The organism is Paramesorhizobium salinisoli, from assembly GCF_003335045.1.
Lineage (GTDB): Bacteria > Pseudomonadota > Alphaproteobacteria > Rhizobiales > Rhizobiaceae > Paramesorhizobium > Paramesorhizobium salinisoli.
Map to the genome: position 1 here is coordinate 396,444 of NZ_QOZG01000003.1, position 16,245 is coordinate 412,688.

General features: G+C 60.3%; 14 protein-coding genes. 9 read left to right on the plus strand and 5 right to left on the minus strand.

The genetic code is table 11. From position 1 onward, the window contains the following. Nucleotides 1-10 precede the first annotated feature (10 nt). A complete protein-coding gene (locus DUT91_RS08855) occupies nt 11-805 on the minus strand; it encodes a DUF899 domain-containing protein (protein ID WP_200834928.1) in 795 nt (264 codons plus the stop codon). A 143-nt stretch (nt 806-948) separates the two neighbouring features. Here DUT91_RS08855 and DUT91_RS08860 point away from each other — a divergent pair, with 143 nt between their 5' ends. Next, complete coding sequence (locus DUT91_RS08860; RefSeq protein ID WP_114439996.1) at nt 949-1,863, plus strand: aminoglycoside phosphotransferase family protein; 915 nt, start codon at nt 949-951, stop codon at nt 1,861-1,863. An 86-nt stretch (nt 1,864-1,949) separates the two neighbouring features. Here the strand turns inward: DUT91_RS08860 and DUT91_RS08865 are convergent, their stop codons facing one another. After that, nucleotides 1,950-2,426 (minus strand): hypothetical protein, encoded by a 477-nt coding sequence (locus DUT91_RS08865; protein ID WP_147272168.1) that lies wholly within the window; start codon nt 2,424-2,426, stop codon nt 1,950-1,952. 234 nt (nt 2,427-2,660) lie between these two features. On the opposite strand from DUT91_RS08865, the gene DUT91_RS08870 reads away from it, so the two are divergent. The 8 genes from DUT91_RS08870 to DUT91_RS08905 all read left to right on the plus strand — a co-directional run bounded on the left by DUT91_RS08870 (nt 2,661) and on the right by DUT91_RS08905 (nt 11,987). Then, a complete protein-coding gene (locus DUT91_RS08870) occupies nt 2,661-4,433 on the plus strand; it encodes an SLC13 family permease (RefSeq protein ID WP_114439998.1) in 1,773 nt (590 codons plus the stop codon). Between the two features lie 222 nt (nt 4,434-4,655). Next, nucleotides 4,656-5,294, plus strand: coding sequence for an outer membrane protein (locus DUT91_RS08875; protein WP_114440194.1), 639 nt, complete (start codon nt 4,656-4,658; stop codon nt 5,292-5,294). A 401-nt stretch (nt 5,295-5,695) separates the two neighbouring features. Then, a complete protein-coding gene (locus tag DUT91_RS08880; RefSeq protein WP_114439999.1) occupies nt 5,696-6,760 on the plus strand; it encodes a dipeptidase in 1,065 nt (354 codons plus the stop codon). 43 nt (nt 6,761-6,803) lie between these two features. After that, a complete protein-coding gene (locus tag DUT91_RS08885; protein WP_114440000.1) occupies nt 6,804-8,411 on the plus strand; it encodes an ABC transporter substrate-binding protein in 1,608 nt (535 codons plus the stop codon). 66 nt (nt 8,412-8,477) lie between these two features. Beyond that, nucleotides 8,478-9,482, plus strand: coding sequence for an ABC transporter permease (locus tag DUT91_RS08890; protein ID WP_425373773.1), 1,005 nt, complete (start codon nt 8,478-8,480; stop codon nt 9,480-9,482). Next, entirely contained in the window at nt 9,479-10,408 is a 930-nt protein-coding gene (gene nikC, locus DUT91_RS08895) for a nickel transporter permease (protein WP_114440001.1), read from the plus strand. The genes DUT91_RS08890 and nikC overlap by 4 nt, the downstream gene beginning before the upstream one ends. Next, nucleotides 10,405-11,238, plus strand: coding sequence for an ABC transporter ATP-binding protein (locus DUT91_RS08900; protein WP_114440002.1), 834 nt, complete (start codon nt 10,405-10,407; stop codon nt 11,236-11,238). Before nikC ends, DUT91_RS08900 begins: the two co-directional genes overlap by 4 nt. After that, nucleotides 11,235-11,987: an ABC transporter ATP-binding protein gene (locus tag DUT91_RS08905; protein ID WP_114440003.1), complete on the plus strand. Its 753-nt coding sequence runs from the start codon at nt 11,235-11,237 to the stop codon at nt 11,985-11,987. The genes DUT91_RS08900 and DUT91_RS08905 overlap by 4 nt, the downstream gene beginning before the upstream one ends. Before the next feature lie 60 nt (nt 11,988-12,047). Here DUT91_RS08905 and DUT91_RS08910 read toward each other — a convergent pair whose 3' ends face one another. The 3 genes from DUT91_RS08910 to cbiE all read right to left on the minus strand — a co-directional run bounded on the left by DUT91_RS08910 (nt 12,048) and on the right by cbiE (nt 16,227). Then, nucleotides 12,048-13,772, minus strand: a complete 1,725-nt coding sequence (locus tag DUT91_RS08910; RefSeq protein ID WP_114440004.1) for an ABC transporter ATP-binding protein — start codon at nt 13,770-13,772, stop codon at nt 12,048-12,050. A gap of 41 nt (nt 13,773-13,813) precedes the next feature. Further along, entirely contained in the window at nt 13,814-14,917 is a 1,104-nt protein-coding gene (locus DUT91_RS08915) for a siderophore-interacting protein (protein WP_114440005.1), read from the minus strand. A 98-nt stretch (nt 14,918-15,015) separates the two neighbouring features. Beyond that, the gene (cbiE, locus tag DUT91_RS08920; RefSeq protein WP_114440006.1) at nt 15,016-16,227 is read right to left on the minus strand and encodes a precorrin-6y C5,15-methyltransferase (decarboxylating) subunit CbiE; all 1,212 of its coding nucleotides are present in this window, start codon (nt 16,225-16,227) and stop codon (nt 15,016-15,018) included. Between the last annotated feature and the right edge of the window lie 18 nt (nt 16,228-16,245).

The following is a 16,245-nucleotide window of genomic DNA, read 5'->3' on the forward strand; positions in this document are numbered from 1 at the left end:
CAGTTTGGGCTCAGGCCGTCTTGTTCGCATCCCGGTTACGCATTGCCGCCTCTCCGGCGTCCGACACCTCGACCCATTTCTGGTCGGGCGTGGCATCTGCAGCGTAGCTGTCATGCCAGTTCCACCATTTGTAAGTCGGCGTCTGGGGATAGCCCTCGGGCGAATCCTCCCAGACCTCCTGCCGGCCAAGCGGCGTGATATCGAGGTAGTTCCAGGTGCTGCCCATCTGTTCGTCGCCGCGATTGTTGATGAAGTAGGTGCGGAACACGCGGTCGCCGTCGCGGTAGAACACGTTGGTGCCATGCCACTCGCCCACGTCGAAGTCAGCGTCAAAGCTGTCCGATATGGTATACCACGGCATCTTCCAGCCCATCCGCGCCTTCAGCCGCGCAATATCGGCCTGGGGCGCACGCGAGACGAAAACGAGGGTCGTGTCACGGGCGTTGAGATGGGCCACATGGGCAACCTGATCGGCCACCAGGGAGCAACCCCGGCAGGCATGGTCAGGCCAGCCGAACACACCCGGTTCGAAGAAGGCACGGTAGACGATCAACTGACGTCGGCCGTCGAAGAGATCAAGCAGAGTGGCCTTGCCCTCGGGTCCATCGAATGCATAGGTTTTCTCCACCGCCATCCAGGGCATTCGCCGGCGCTCGGCGGCCAAGGCGTCACGGGCGCGGGTATGCGCCTTTTCCTTGAGGAGAAGCTGCTCGCGAGCCGCCTCCCACACCTGCGGTGAGACCACCGCTGGTGTACGCATGGCGGACTGTCCATTTCTCCGTGTGTTTTCTGTTGATATAGTCATGGCTTCCTCATTCGTCCGAATTGGCGTTACGGGTCCTGAGATAGTTTGCCATCTGGAATCCCGAGGTGGGAGTAACAAGTGTGGCGGCATTCTGATGGCGGCCTGGGGTGGCATCCGACCGACGGACCCACTAGTCTTCCTGCATGCCGAATAATGACAACACAGCCGCCCCCCGGATAGATGCAGCACTCGTTCGTCGCCTGATTGCGGCGCAGTTTCCGCAATGGTCCGATCTCCCGATCAAAATGGTCGAGCCCGGAGGATGGGACAACCGCACCTTCCGCTTGGGCGACACCATGACGGTCCGCCTGCCGAGCGCCGCCGGCTACGCCGCTCAAGTGGCAAAGGAACATCGCTGGCTGCCGCTGCTTGCGCCACAGCTACCATTGCCTATCCCCCGGCCTCTGGCGCAAGGGGCGCCCGATGCGGATTATCCCTGGCCTTGGTCCATTTATCGTTGGCTGGACGGCGAGCCCGCAAGCGATTTCAGGATTGGCGACTTTGTTGGATTTGCACGCGCACTCGCCGGTTTTCTCGCGGCGCTTTACCGGATCGACGTTGACCCAGACGCCCCGCCTCCCGGTGCGCACAATTTCCATCGTGGTGGTGATCTCAACGTCTACGACCGCGAAACACGGGCAGCACTTGTTACCATGAAGGGCCGTATGGATACGATCGTTGCCGAAGAAATCTGGACAGACGCCCTCGCTTCGATTTGGCAGCGCGCGCCTGTCTGGGTGCACGGAGACGTCTCCTGGGGCAATCTGCTCGTCGAGCATGGCAAGCTTTGCGCCGTCATCGATTTCGGCAGTTCCGCCGTGGGTGACCCGGCGAGCGATCTTGTGATCGCATGGACACTCTTTTCAGGCGAGAGCCGCGAGACATTTCGCAACACGCTTTCACTTGACGATGACACCTGGGCCCGTGCCCGAGGATGGGCGCTATGGAAAGCCCTGATTGTCGTTGCCGGCCAAGACAAAAATCAGCGCGAAGTCGAGAAATCACGACAGGTCATAGACACGTTGCTGGATGAACATCGGGCAACGCGTAGCATTTGAAATTGGCGCGCGATCTCTCTGCGCCCTGGGCAAAGGGCGCGAGAATGTCATGAAACTGATAGCTCTGACGGCGAACCGAGGCAGGCTTACTGCGCATTGCCATTGAGCAACACGCATCGCCCGCCCGGAGCGCGCAGCACACTGCACGCGGCTCTCGGCAATGCCAATCCCATGGCCTGTACGAGGGTTGCGGCAACGGAATTGCTGTTCCTGCGAAGCGGTGAATAACGGAGCCTGGCACGCTCGATGGCCTGCGCGGCGGTGAGCGCCCCGGACCAGAGTTCGTTGATGTCTTTGGCGTTTCCCTCGAACAGGACAGCGGCGCGCGATGTCGGTCGAATGCTGAACTCCGGAAAATACAGCGGATTGCGTTGCGAATAGTCCGTCTCGATCGCCGTCAACGGCCCACTGAGAGCTTGGTAATGATAGGTTCCGTCAGGTTTTCGCGCGCCACCATTGAGCTCGCGCAAGGGCTCTCCCGCCTCGTTCACGAGCGCGAGGAAATTATGAAAGGGAATACTCGCAAAAACACGAATCGGCCACGAACCAAAAACGATCTTCAACCGTTCTATCTCCCGAAAAGATTCGAAGCCTGCCATATTTCAACCTATGACATCAAACCTGGTTGCAGGACAAATAGGGAAATGCGTTGAAGAAAAAAGCCACACGCTCCTCTCGACCTGTTTTCGATCCGGCTTTCTTTGCATGAAGCCGGATGATATTGGGCGAGTCGCCGTCCCGCTGCGGCGGCTCGGGACAATTGGAAATTTGCACTCAGCCGGAGTGAAGGCGCCCTCATGACACCCCAGCAGATATTGGCCGTTATCGTGATCGGGCTAATGATGGCGGCGTTCGTCTGGGGCCGTTTCCGCTACGATATCGTGGCGGCGTGCTCTCTTCTCCTTGCGGTCACCGTTGGCGTGGTACCCTTCGATGCCGCGTTCAAAGGGTTTAGCGATGAGATCGTGATCATCGTCGCCAGCGCGCTCGTCGTCAGCGCCGGTGTGGCAAGATCAGGTTTGATGGAAACCGTGATCCAGCGGCTGACGCCGAAATTGACCTCGGTCAGAGGGCAATTGGCCGTCCTGGTCATCACCGTTACCGTGCTTTCGGCATTCGTCAAGAATATCGGTGCGCTGGCGATCATGATCCCGATCGCCTTTCAGTTCGCCAAGCGTTCGAATGTCTCGCCATCCGTCTTCCTGATGCCCATGGCCTTCGGCTCGCTGCTCGGCGGCCTGATGACCCAGATTGGAACCTCGCCCAATATCGTCGTTTCGCGCATTCGCGGCGAGATGACCGGGCAGAGTTTTACGATGTTCGATTTCACGCCCGTAGGCGCAACGCTCGCGGTCGTCGGCATCGTCTTCCTGATCTTGTTCTATTGGCTCGTTCCAGCCCGAACCCGGGAAACGGCCTCCATGGATGACGCCATAGAGATCAACAATTACGTCTCCGAGGCGAGAGTGTCGAAGGAATCCTCGGCGCTCGGCAAGACGGTAGCCCATCTGGTAAAGTCAGCCGAAGGCGATGCGAAGGTCACCTCCATCGTGCGCGGCGACCGGCACATGCCGCCGCTCCCCGATGCCATCCTGCGCGAAAACGACGTTCTGCTGATCGAGGGAGATCCGAAGGCGCTCGATCAGATCATCAACCAGGGAAAACTGGTGCTTTCCGCCGAACGCAAGCCTTCGGCAGATGAGAGCTCGGCCGAGATCGACGCGATCGAGGCGGTTGTGGTTGACGGCTCGCCGCTCATTGGGCTGTCGGCCCGGCAATTGGCGCTGTTCGACAGATTTGATGTCAATCTTCTCGCCATAAGCCGCCAGGGCGAGCGCATCAAGGAGCGGCTTGGCGAGATCGTCTTCCGCCTGGGCGATGTCATCGTGCTCCAGGGCAAGGACACGAACCTGCCGAACGTCCTGCGCGAGTTCGGCTGCCTGCCCCTGGCAAGGCGGTCGATCCTGCTCGGTAGCTTCCGCCGTGGATTGATCCCGCTCGTCATTCTCATTATCGCCATGGGGACCACCGCGCTGGGAATGCTGCCTGTTTCCATCGCCTTCTTTGCAGCCGCAGTCGCCATGGTGCTTTTCCGGACGATTCCCGTCCGCGAAGTCTATAGCGCGGTCAACGGCCCCATTCTCGTCATGCTGGCCACCCTCATACCCGTCAGCGACGCCTTGCGGACGACGGGCGCGAGCGACGTCATTGCAAAATGGTTGACCGTCTTCGGCCACGAATTGCCGCCCTATGGCGCGCTTGCGCTGATCCTCATCACGGCCATGGCCGTTACGCCGTTTCTCAATAATGCCGCGACGGTTCTGGTCATGGCGCCGATCGCTACCAGCTTCGCCACTGGCCTCGGATTTCGTCCCGATGCGTTCCTGATGGCTGTCGCCATCGGCGCGGGCTGCGATTTTCTCACGCCCATCGGCCATCAGTGCAATACGCTCGTCATGGGCCCCGGCGGCTATAAATTCAGCGATTACCCGCGCCTTGGCCTGCCGCTGTCTGCCATCATCGTGCTGGCGGCGATCCCAGCCTTGCTCTATTTCTGGCCGCTAAACTGAACTTTTACCAGTTGTTAAGCATGAGCGGAATTTGCCCAGTTAAACCATACAATTAATCTCGAACTTTATGCATTTTCGGCGCATTTGACCTGGATGAAAGCTCAAGCTTTTTCTGAAAGCCGACAGTTTTCCGGCACGTGCGAGCAGCCCGTTCAACCGTGCCCAAACCCAGCAACCGGCAAGCCCATGAATGCCGGTGCATTTGCTTATTGGAGTTCGATCATGTCCAGGCGCAATCTTTATCTCGCCGCCCTCGCAGGGCTTGTTGCCACCCTCCCCGTCGCCGCTGCATCGGCAGCCGATCTCGGAACGGGCGACTATTATGCCGACCCGGCTCCGCTCGATACCGCCCAGGACTGGTCGGGCAACTATGTCGGTGCGCAGATCGGCGCGTCCTCTTCCGAGTTTCCCAACCCCTTCTCCAATCGCACCGGCGCGCTCGGCGGTGTTGTCGTGGGCAAGAACTTCCAGAACGGCAAGTTCGTCTATGGCGGCGAGCTTGAAGCAAACTTCGCCGAAGCGGAACATCGTCTCGGACGCGGCGGAACGCTGCAGCAGTCCTGGAGCGGTGTCGCCAAGGCGCGCGCCGGCATTGCCATGGACAAGACGCTGATCTATGGCGCGCTGGGCTATGGCGCGACCAAGTTCAAGCCGAAAGGCACCGTCACATCAGGCAGCGACTGGGAAGGTGGTGTCCTCCTCGGCGCGGGCGTCGAACAGGTGATCTCCGGACCTCTCTCGGTCAAGGCCGAATATGATTATATGCGCTTCGGCGATGTAAAGACGGAAGTTGGAGGACGCACTCAGCGCGATAATTTAAGCAACCACGCGATCAAGGCAGGTGTAAACTACAAGTTCTAGATCGATTTAACTTGCAAAGACAAATAGAAAAAGCCGCCTTGTTGGGCGGCTTTTCCTTTGGGGAGGAGGAAGGAAAGATGAGACCCGACAATCCGGGGCTAGCGGGCTTGGGAGCACCGGGTCTCAAGGCTGGGTGGGTTGCCAGCACAAGTATCGTGCACCAGAAATTCACCGAAAGAAACCCCAATTAAATGGAGCCTATATATTATATATTTTGGTAGTCTATTTTTTGAATTTTATAATAAGAACATACCGTTGCGTGCAAAAAGCTATACTGCACCGTTGCGCGCCTGGAAATTTTCCTTCGCAAACTTGCACGAAGATGGCGACTCACCACAGCTTGTCGTCTAAATTCCCCCGACGTTACCGCTCCTTCCCTCCCGTAAAATGAGGATCACGCGATGCAAGCCGTTTTCGACGGTCATAATGATGTGCTTTTGAGATTGTGGAAGAATGCCCGCAAAGGCTCGGATCCTGCCCGGGAATTCATCGACGGCATCAAGCAGGGCCATCTCGACCTGCCGCGCGCGCGCAAGGGTGGTGTCATGGGCGGCCTCTGCGCCATCTATATCCCGTCCGAAAAGGGCCTTGTGCTGAAAGCCCCGGATGCGAACGGCCATTATGAGACGCCGCTTTCCCCACCTCTCGAACGCCCGCGCTCCCTCGACATCGCGCTTGAGCTCGCCGCCATTGCTTACCGGATCGAGCAGGCGGGCGGCTGGAGCCTGTGCCGTAGCGGCGCCGATATAGACAAGGCCGTGGCCGAGGACCGCTTCGCCGCCGTCCTCCACATGGAAGGATGCGAGGCGATCGACAAGGACCTGTCGGCGCTAGAAGTGTTCTATGCCGCCGGCCTGCGCTCGCTCGGCCCCGTCTGGAGCCGCAACAATATTTTCGGCCATGGCGTTCCCTTCGCCTATCCCATGAGCCCCGACACCGGTCCTGGGCTGACGGATGCCGGCCGCGAGCTCGTCAAGGCCTGCAACAGGCTCGGCATATTGATCGACCTCGCCCATATCACCGAAAAGGGCTTCTGGGACGTCGCGAAGCTGAGCGATCAGCCACTGGTCGCCAGCCATTCCAACGCCCATGCGTTGACCCCCGTTGCTCGCAACCTTACGGATCGCCAGCTCGATGCAATCGCGGAACGCAAGGGGCTTGTCGGCCTCAACTATGCCGTCACGATGCTGCGCCCCGACGGGAGAGAGAATGGCGACACGCCAATCGACGATATGGTCCGTCATATCGACTATATGGTTTCGCGCGCAGGCATCGACTGTGTCGCGCTCGGCTCGGACTTTGACGGCGCACTGATCCCCCGTGAGATCGGCGACGCCGCGGGCACGCAAAACCTGATTGTCGGCTTGCGCAAGGCCGGATATGGTGAAGACGAGCTCGCAAAAATATGCCGTGAGAACTGGCTAAGGGTGCTGCGCTCCGCCTGGCATGAAAGCCCTGTCGGCTGACCAGCGCCGGACCCAAGAAGTTGAGACAAAGGGAACAATGGTAATGATGATGAATTTGGGACGATTTCGTATTCTTGCCGCCGGTGCTGCGATTTCCGCCATCATGGCGGTTACGGGACCAGCTTGGACCGCGACTCCGCAGGACACGCTCGTGATCGCTTTTGCGTTCGATGACATCATCACGCTCGATCCCGCCGAATCCTTCGAGCTCAGCACAGGCGAAATTCTGGGCAACAGCTATGATCGGCTGGTTCGCCTCGACATCAATGATACGTCGAATGTCACGAAAGATATCGCTGAAAGCTGGACCGTTTCCGAGGATGGCCTGACCTATACGTTCAAGATCAAGCCCGATCTCAAATTCGCCTCCGGCAATCCGGTCACGGCCGAAGATGTGGCTTTCTCGATCCAGCGCGCGGTGAAGCTCGACAAGAGCCCGGTCTTTATCCTCACCCAGTTCGGCATAACAGCCGACAACGTGGAGGAAAAAGCCAAGGCCACCGATCCATCCACCTTCGTCCTGACCCTCGATCAGCCCTATGCTCCAAGCTTCGTGCTCAACTGCCTGACTGCAGACGTGGCTTCAGTCGTCGACAAGAAGCTGGTCCTGGAGAATGTCGTTGACAATGACTATGGCAATGCCTGGCTGAAGACCCATTATGCCGGCTCCGGCCCTATGAAGATCCGCGATTGGCGCGCCAATGAGATCCTCGTTCTGGAACGCAACGACAATTATCATGGCGAAAAGGCAAAGCTCGTCCGCGTCATCTATCGCCACGTCAAGGAGAGCGCGACGCAGCGCCTGCTGCTTGAAAAGGGCGATGTGGACGTCGCGCGCAATCTGGAGCCCGGCGACCTTGACGCGGTTTCCAAGGAAGACAGCATTTCGCTGACCAATGCGCCTAAAGGCACGATCTATTATTTCAGCCTGAACCAGAAGAACGAGACGCTGGCAAAGCCGGAAGTGCGCGAAGCATTGAAATATCTGGTTGATTATGAAGCGATCGGTGCGACCCTCATCAAAGGTATCGGCACGCTGCACCAGACATTCCTGCCCAAGGGCGTTCTCGGCGAACTGGATGAGATGCCCTACAAGCTCGATGTCAATAAGGCCAAGGAACTCCTGGAGAAAGCCGGCCTCAAGGATGGGTTCTCGGTCACGATGGATGTGCGTAATAACCAGCCGGTTACAGGCATCGCCGAGTCTGTGCAGCAGACCTTTGCCAAAGCAGGCGTCAAGCTTGAGATCATCCCCGGCGATGGCAAGCAGACGCTGACCAAGTACCGCGCCCGCAATCACGATATGTATATCGGCCAATGGGGCATGGACTACTGGGATCCCCATAGCAATGCAGACACCTTCTCCAGCAATCCTGATAACAAGGACGGTGCCTCTTCGACGACGCTCGCCTGGCGCAATTCATGGGATATCCCGGAACTGACCAAGGAAACCAGGGCTGCGGTGCTCGAGCGTGACACAGCCAAGCGTATCGAGATGTATCACGACCTCCAGAAGAAGGTTCTGGAAACCGGCCCCTACGTCATCCTGTTCCAGCAGACCGAAGTGGCCGGTGTCCGCGGTAACGTCGAGAACTACCGGCTGGGTCCGTCCTTCTCGACTAATTATGTCTACACGGTATCAAAGAAATAAACCGTGGCTTCACTTGACCTGACACAGACGGCCGGGCGCAGACGCGCCCGCGTCATCAAATTCGCTATTTCGATCGGCACATTCCTGGCGATTGTGGCCACCACTTATCTTGGCCTTCTCGCCGTAACCTTTTTCATCGGCCGCGTCATTCCCATCGATCCGGTTCTCTCCATCGTAGGTGACCGGGCGCCGGCCAGCACCATTGCGCGCGTGCGCCAGGAACTGGGGCTGAACGAACCGCTCTATACCCAATTCTACATCTATGTCTCGAAGGTCCTCCAAGGCGATTTCGGCACCTCGGTGCTGACCACCAATCCGGTGATGACTGATATTCGCCGCGTTTTTCCGGCGACGATGGAACTGGCCACGCTCGGAACGATCATCGGCTCGCTGATTGGCGTTCCGCTTGGCGTTCTGGCGGCGGTGAAGCGCGGCAGCTTCATCGACCAGACGGTGCGGGTCATCGGCCTCTTCGGCTATTCAGTGCCGATCTTCTGGCTCGGTCTGATTGCGCTCCTCATCTTCTATGCCCGTCTCGGCTGGACTGCGGGTCCAGGACGTATAGATGTCGTGTTCGAATACACTTTCACGCCGATCACCGGATTCTACATCATTGATGCCATCATGCAGCGCCAGTGGGATGCGCTCCGCAACATCCTGAGCCACATCATCCTTCCCGCCTGCCTCCTGGGCTATTATTCGCTCGCCTATGTCAGCCGCATGACCCGCTCTTTCATGCTCAACGAGCTTGAACAGGAATATGTCGTCGCCGCGCGCGCCAAGGGCCTTTCAGAGAGCCGCATCATCTGGCGGCATGCGCTGCGCAATGCCGCCGTGCCGCTGGTGACCGTGATCGCGCTATCCTATGCTGGCCTTCTGGAAGGCTCGGTCCTCACCGAGACTGTCTTCGCCTGGCCGGGACTTGGCCAATACATCACCAACTCGCTGCAGAACGCTGACATGAACGCGGTCCTGGGCGGCACCATTATCATCGGTTCGGTTTTCATCGCGCTCAACCTCGTTTCCGATCTTCTCTATCGAACACTCGATCCAAGGACGCGCGCCCGATGAGCGAGACCGCAGAAACAAGCCCGCAAACCCTTCGCGATTGGCTCCTCTCCGAGCGCCCCCAATCGCGTATGCAGGCGCGGCTCGGCCGCTTCTACATGATCTGGCGGCGGTTTACCGCCAACAAGCTGGCTGTTGTCGGTCTCGTCATCATCCTGGCGCTGCTCTTCGTTGCCGCCTTCGCCGATCTGCTGGCGCCCTATTCGCCTACGGTCGGCGATCTGCGCACCACGCGGCTGCTGCCGCCCGGCGGCGAATTTCTGCTGGGCACAGACGATCAAGGCCGCGATATCCTTTCGCGGCTGATCTACGGTTCGCGACTGACGCTCTACGTTGTCCTGCTCGTCGCCATCATCGCCGCGCCCATCGGCCTTCTCGTCGGGACCGTTGCCGGCTATGCCGGTGGTTGGGTTGATGCGGTGTTGATGCGCATTACCGATATCTTCCTGGCCTTTCCGAAACTTATCCTCGCGCTCGCCTTCGTCGCAGCGCTTGGACCCGGCATCGAGAACGCCGTCATTGCCATTGCCATCACCTCATGGCCGCCCTATGCGCGCATGGCCCGGGCCGAAACGCTGACCGTGCGCAATTCCGACTATATCGCCGCCGTGCAGCTGATGGGCGCATCTCCTACGCGCATCGTCGTCCGCCACATCATGCCGCTTTGCCTGTCATCGCTCATCGTGCGCGTGACGCTGGACATGGCGGGCATCATCCTGACTGCCGCCGGCCTCGGCTTCCTCGGCCTCGGCGCGCAGCCGCCCTTGCCGGAATGGGGCGCGATGATCGCCTCTGGCCGCCGTTTCATTCTCGACCAATGGTGGGTTGCCGCCATGCCGGGTCTGGCGATCCTCATTGTCAGCCTCGGCTTCAACCTTCTCGGCGACGGTCTGCGCGATGCGCTCGATCCGAGGGGAAGCAACCAATGAGCACGCTTCTCCAGGTCGATGAGCTGCGCGTGCGCTTTCCCACCCGCACGGGAACGATTGAGGCGGTCCGCGGCGTTTCCTTCTCGCTCGGGCGCGAACGACTTGGCATCGTCGGCGAATCCGGTTCCGGCAAGTCGCAGACCGGCCGCGCCATCATGGGGCTGACGCCGCCCCATGCCCAAGTGACCGCGAAACGCCTCGACTTTGACGGCATCGATCTTCTCAATGTCTCTGCGCGTCAACGTCGGACCCTGCGCGGTAGCCGTATAGCCATGGTGCTGCAGGACCCGAAATATTCGCTCAACCCTGTCATGTCCGTTGGCCGCCAGATCGTCGAAACGCTCCGCACCCACGAAGACGTGAGCCGGAACGAAGCGCGGTCGCGCGCGCTTCAGATGCTGGAAGCCGTGCAGATCCGCGATCCCGAACGCGTCTTCAACCTCTATCCGCACGAAGTCTCCGGCGGCATGGGACAACGCGCGATGATCGCCATGATGCTGATCGCGGGCCCGGAACTGCTCATCGCCGACGAGCCGACCTCGGCGCTCGATGTCACGGTCCAGCTCGAAGTGCTCGGCATTCTCGACAGGCTGGTGGCGGACCGCGGCATGGGGCTGATCTTCATCAGCCACGACCTGCGCCTTGTCTCCTCCTTCTGCGACCGCGTCATCGTCATGTATGCCGGCCGCATCGTCGAGGAGATCGCGGCAAGCGACCTTGCCAATGCCAGGCATCCCTATACGCGTGGCCTGCTCGACTGCATGCCGAAGATCGGTGCCGACCGGCATCCCCTGCCCACTCTCCAGCGCCAGGCGGAGTGGTCGCTATGACGAATGCGCTCTCGATCAGCAATCTCGAAGTCGCCTTCGATCATTTCCGCGCGCTGAAAGGCGTGAGCATCGAGGTGGCGCGGGGGGAATCCTTTGGGTTGGTTGGTGAATCCGGATCCGGAAAATCAACGCTGCTGCGCGCCGTCGCGGGCCTTGCGCCGGTTCAATCCGGCGAGATCCGCATTGATGGCAAGCCACTCACCACGCCGCGCGACAAGGCCTTCTACCGCACCGTGCAGATGGTCTTCCAGGACCCCTACGGCTCGCTTCACCCACGCCAGACCATCGATCGCCTGCTGCTCGAACCGCTCGCAATTCACGGCTTCAGCGATGGTGAACAGCGCATTGTCCGGGCGCTCGACGAGGTGGGCCTCGGCTCGGGGTTCCGCTTCCGTTATCCGCACCAGCTTTCCGGCGGCCAGCGCCAGCGCATAGCCATCGCCCGCGCGCTGATCGTCGAGCCCTCAATCCTTCTCCTCGACGAACCTACATCGGCCCTCGACGCCTCGGTGCAGGCCGAAGTTCTCAACCTGCTTGAACAGATCCGCCGCGACCGCAAGCTGACCTTCGTCATGGTCAGCCACGACCTCGCCGTCATCACCCATATGTGCGAACGGCTGGTCGTCATGCAGAACGGCGATATCGTCGAACAGCTCGATGCAGCTGATCTCGCGAGCGGCAAGGTCACTCAGGCCTATACCGATAATTTGATGCGGGCGAGCGAAGGGTTTCGGCGCACGATCGCCTAAAATCAAAGGCTTATGATGGGATTTTGACTCCATCTATCTTTAAATAGAAGCGCAAAGGCCTTAGCTCCCCGTCAGATCAAACTGCGCATCATGCAGGCGGCGATAAATCCCATCCGCAGCAATCAGGTCGCGGTGCTTGCCCTGTTTCGCCACGCCGGTTTCATCCACCACGACGATTCGGTCGGCATTTCTGATCGTCGCCAGCCGGTGCGCGATGACGAGCGTGGTGCGTCCCGCCGAAAGCTCGGCAAGCGATTGCTGGATCGCCCGCTCGGTTTCGGTATCGAGCGCCGATGTCGCCTCGTCGAGAATGAGGATCGGCGGGTTCTTCAGGAACATCCGCGCGATCGCTAGGCGCTGCTTCTGCCCGCCCGACAGTTTCACGCCGCGCTCGCCGATAATGGTGTCATAGCCCTGGGGCAGGCCTGCGATCATCGTGTCGAGCCGCGCGCGCCGGGCCGCCGCCTCGATCTCCCGGTCGCCCGCATCGAGCCGGCCATAGGCGATGTTCTCGCGGATCGAGCCGCCGAACAGGAACACATCCTGTTGCACGATGCCAATCTGGCTGCGCAGCGAGGCAAGCGTCATCCGGCGGATATCCACGCCGTCAATGGTTATTTCCCCCGCTTCGATCTCGTAGAAGCGCGGCAGGAGCGAACACAGCGTGGTCTTCCCCGCCCCGGACGGACCGACGAAAGCGACCGTCTCGCCCGCGCGGATGTCGAGATCGATATCGTGCAGCACTTTTCTGTCGGCGCTATAGCCGAAGGTGACGCCGCGATAGCGGATATCGCCGCTCAGACCCGAAACGGTGACGGCGTCAGGCACATCGACGATATCCGGCTCGGTATCCAGAAGCTCGGTGTAGCGGCGGAACCCGGCAATGCCCTTCGGATAGGTCTCGATGACCGAATTGATCTTCTCGACCGGCCGGATGAACACCCCGACCAGCAGCAGGAAGCTGATGAAGCCGCCATTGGTCAATTGACCGTGTAGCACAAACCACGTCCCCGCCAGCATGACGATGAGCTGCGTCAGCCGCATCGACATGTAGGAGAGCGAGGTGCTCGCCGCCATGATGCGATAGGCGTCGAGCTTGATCTCGCGGTAGCGGCTGTTGTCGCGCGCGAAGAGCCTGCGCTCATATTCCTCGTTGGCGAAGGCCTGCACGACGCGCATGCCGCCGACATTCTCCTCGATGCGCACATTGAAATCGCCGATGCGGCCATAAAGCGATTGCCAGGTCTGCGTCATCCGCCCGCCATAGCGGCTGGTCAGCCACGCCACCAGCGGCACGACGGCGATGGTGATCAGCGCCAGATGCACATTGATCGTAAACATCAGCACGAAGGCGCCGAGGAAGGTCATGAGGGCGATGACGAGGTCTTCCGGCCCGTGATGCGCGACCTCGCCCACTTCCTCCAGATCCTTGGTGACACGGGCGATCAGATGACCGGTCTTGTTGTTGTCATAAAAACGGAAGGAGAGTTTCTGCAGATGATCGAAGAGCTTGCGCCGCATCTCCGTCTCGATATTGATGCCAAGCATATGGCCCCAATAGGTCACGACCGCCATCAGCCCGGTGTTGACGAGATAGACCATGAGAAGCCCGGCGGACGCGAGCAGGATCAGCACCCAGTCCTGTCCCGGGAGGAGATGGTCGATGAACAGCTTGATGGCCATGGGAAAGCCGAGTTCGAGAAGCCCCGACAGCACCGCACAGCCAAAATCGAGCAGGAACAGGCCCTTGTAGGGCCTGTAATAGGAAAAGAACCGGCGGAGCATATAACTGACCTGATTTCTCTCCGACAGGGTATCGCCGGATATCAATTGCTTTCTTCTTTGTCACGCCTTGCATTGTCGCCATCGAAGCCGTGGCGCCAATAGGCCACGACAAGATGATCCTGCCTGTCGAGCTTGCGCTCCTTGCGCAGGTAACTGCGGATAGCACGGAAAGCGGCGAATTCGCAGCCCGCCCAGGCAAATAGGCGCGTTCCCTCATCCGGAAATTCAACCGCTCGAACCGCATCGGCCAGAAGCGTGGTCGTTCCCGCTCCTTGCCCTTTACGGTGCAACCAGACGAGATCCACATCAGCGTCGGAGCGTAGCGCCTGCTCCTCGGCGGCGCTGTCCACCTCGACGCGCACCACAGCCTTCACATGGGCCGGAAGGTCTTCCAGAATACGGCCGATGGCTGGAATCGCCGTCTCGTCACCGGCCAGCAGATACCAGTCCGCCTCGCCGATGCTTCCACCGCCGGGCCCGGTCATCCCCACCGGATCGCCCACGCCGGCATTGAGCGCAAAGGAAGAGCCCGGCGTCTCGTCCCCCTCATGAAGGACGATATCGATATCCACCTCGCCTTTCGCGACGTCGATATTACGGATTGTATAGACACGGTTGGTAAGCTTCATCTCGCCATCCGGCCAGAGCGGCCGCCCGTCCTCGCCGGTAACAGGCCATTGCGGCGCGACCACGCCCTTCGGCGGAAAGAACAGGCGGACATGCAGCCCGCCACGCGCGAAACGCTCGAGATTCCTGCCGCGCAACGTCACCCGGCGCATATGTGGGGTCACATTTCGGGCGGACACGACGCGCATCTCGCGGAAATAAGGCAGCGGCGAGCCCACGGCACCGTCGCCGGTCCACACGATCCTCGGCGTCTCGTCATGGGCAAATTCCAGCACATGCTCGGCCATGGCGTGCTTCATATAGGCAAGCCCGCTATCGTCCTCGCCTTCCGCATGGAAAGTCAAACTATCGCTGTCGGCCTCGATCATCGCACGCCCATAAGACAGCGCAATCTGGCCCCTCCCATCCGATCTTGAAATGTCAGCATATTCCGCGAAATGTTCGAGAAGCTTGCCCATGATGAGGTCGGGTTTTGAAAGCGTAACGCGCGCGGTGGCGCTCAAACGGCTGTGCTGCAAGGCTAACTCCCGGAGATATCCCGATACGGTGCGCAAGGATTAGCCCGATGTAACATGACAATACAAGTCATGTTTTATCAATGCGAATGCTCTGCCTGTTACAAAGGCTTTACAGCCATCAGCATTGTCACCGGCAATGCCTGCCGCCAGACATCGAAACCACCCAGCGGCCCGGCCTGCGCCATCGAAAGCCGCGTCAGCTCGCCGCCGACTTGCTTCTGCCATTGAACCAGCATCGCCTCGCTCTGGATCGTCACCGCATTGGCGACGAAGCGCCCGCCGGGCTTGAGGCTCCGCCAGCAGGCTTCCGCCACGCCTTCATCCGTAAAGCCCCCGCCGATGAAGACGGCATCCGGCGCTTCCAGCCCCTGCAGAGCGGCCGGCGCTTCTCCCCCGACGAGTTCGAGGCCGGGCACGCCGAGCGCCAGACGATTGCGCTCGATCATCGCCTGCCGTCCCGCATGCGCCTCGATGGCGATGGCGCGGCAGGTCGGATGCGCGCGCATCCATTCGATGCCGATGGAGCCGCAACCCGCTCCCACGTCCCAAAGAAGCGCGCGCGGCATCGGCGCCAACCGGGCAAGCGTCGCGGCGCGCACGTCGCGCTTGGTCAACTGGCCGTCATTCTCGAAGGCGTCATCCGGCAGTCCCGCCAACAGCGGATAGGCCATGGCCTCCGCCTCCCCCCGGCATTCGACCGCAAGGACATTCAAATCGGCGGCGCGCTCATGCGCCCAGCCACTCGCGGTCCCCTCGAAGCGGCGCTCCCTTGGCCCGCCCAGATGCTCCAGAACGGTGAGCCTGCTTTCGCCAAACCCGCGCGCTTTCAAGAGCCTTGCCATGTCAGCCGGCGTTTCCCCGTCATTGCTGAGGATCAACAGCCGATTGCCCGGCTGGATATGGGCATGGATGATCTCCAGCGGCCTGCCATGCACGCTCAAGAGGGTCACATCCTGCAATGGCCACGCCATGCGCGCTGCGGCAAGCGAGAACGAGGATGGAAACGGCAGGATGCGCATCTCCTGCACCGGGATATGGCGCGTCAGCGTCGCACCCATGCCGTAGAACAAGGGATCGCCGCTCGCCAGCACCACGACCGCCTCGCCACGATGCGACGCGATCATGTCGATGCCCAGGGAAAAGGGCGTCGGCCAGGGAACCCGTGTTCCCCTTATGCCGTCATCGAGAAAATCGAGATGCCGCCTCCCGCCGAAGATGACCACGGCGGCGGCAAGAGCTTCTCGCGCGGCGCGGCCCAATCCCTCGACGCCATCTTCCCCGATGCCGATAATCGTCAGCCATGGCGTCATGTCGCTTCCAGACCTTGC

What these genes read in the sequence shown, in the direction of transcription:
- DUT91_RS08870 (WP_114439998.1), top strand. Translation starts at nt 2,661, where the DNA reads ATGACACCCCAGCAGATATTGGCCGTTATCGTGATCGGGCTAATGATG.
- DUT91_RS08885 (WP_114440000.1), top strand. Translation starts at nt 6,804, where the DNA reads ATGATGATGAATTTGGGACGATTTCGTATTCTTGCCGCCGGTGCTGCG.
- nikC (WP_114440001.1), top strand. Translation starts at nt 9,479, where the DNA reads ATGAGCGAGACCGCAGAAACAAGCCCGCAAACCCTTCGCGATTGGCTC.
- DUT91_RS08880 (WP_114439999.1), top strand. Translation starts at nt 5,696, where the DNA reads ATGCAAGCCGTTTTCGACGGTCATAATGATGTGCTTTTGAGATTGTGG.
- DUT91_RS08900 (WP_114440002.1), top strand. Translation starts at nt 10,405, where the DNA reads ATGAGCACGCTTCTCCAGGTCGATGAGCTGCGCGTGCGCTTTCCCACC.
- DUT91_RS08905 (WP_114440003.1), top strand. Translation starts at nt 11,235, where the DNA reads ATGACGAATGCGCTCTCGATCAGCAATCTCGAAGTCGCCTTCGATCAT.
- DUT91_RS08855 (WP_200834928.1), bottom strand. Translation starts at nt 805, where the DNA reads ATGACTATATCAACAGAAAACACACGGAGAAATGGACAGTCCGCCATG.
- cbiE (WP_114440006.1), bottom strand. Translation starts at nt 16,227, where the DNA reads ATGACGCCATGGCTGACGATTATCGGCATCGGGGAAGATGGCGTCGAG.
- DUT91_RS08910 (WP_114440004.1), bottom strand. Translation starts at nt 13,772, where the DNA reads ATGCTCCGCCGGTTCTTTTCCTATTACAGGCCCTACAAGGGCCTGTTC.
- DUT91_RS08860 (WP_114439996.1), top strand. Translation starts at nt 949, where the DNA reads ATGCCGAATAATGACAACACAGCCGCCCCCCGGATAGATGCAGCACTC.
- DUT91_RS08875 (WP_114440194.1), top strand. Translation starts at nt 4,656, where the DNA reads ATGTCCAGGCGCAATCTTTATCTCGCCGCCCTCGCAGGGCTTGTTGCC.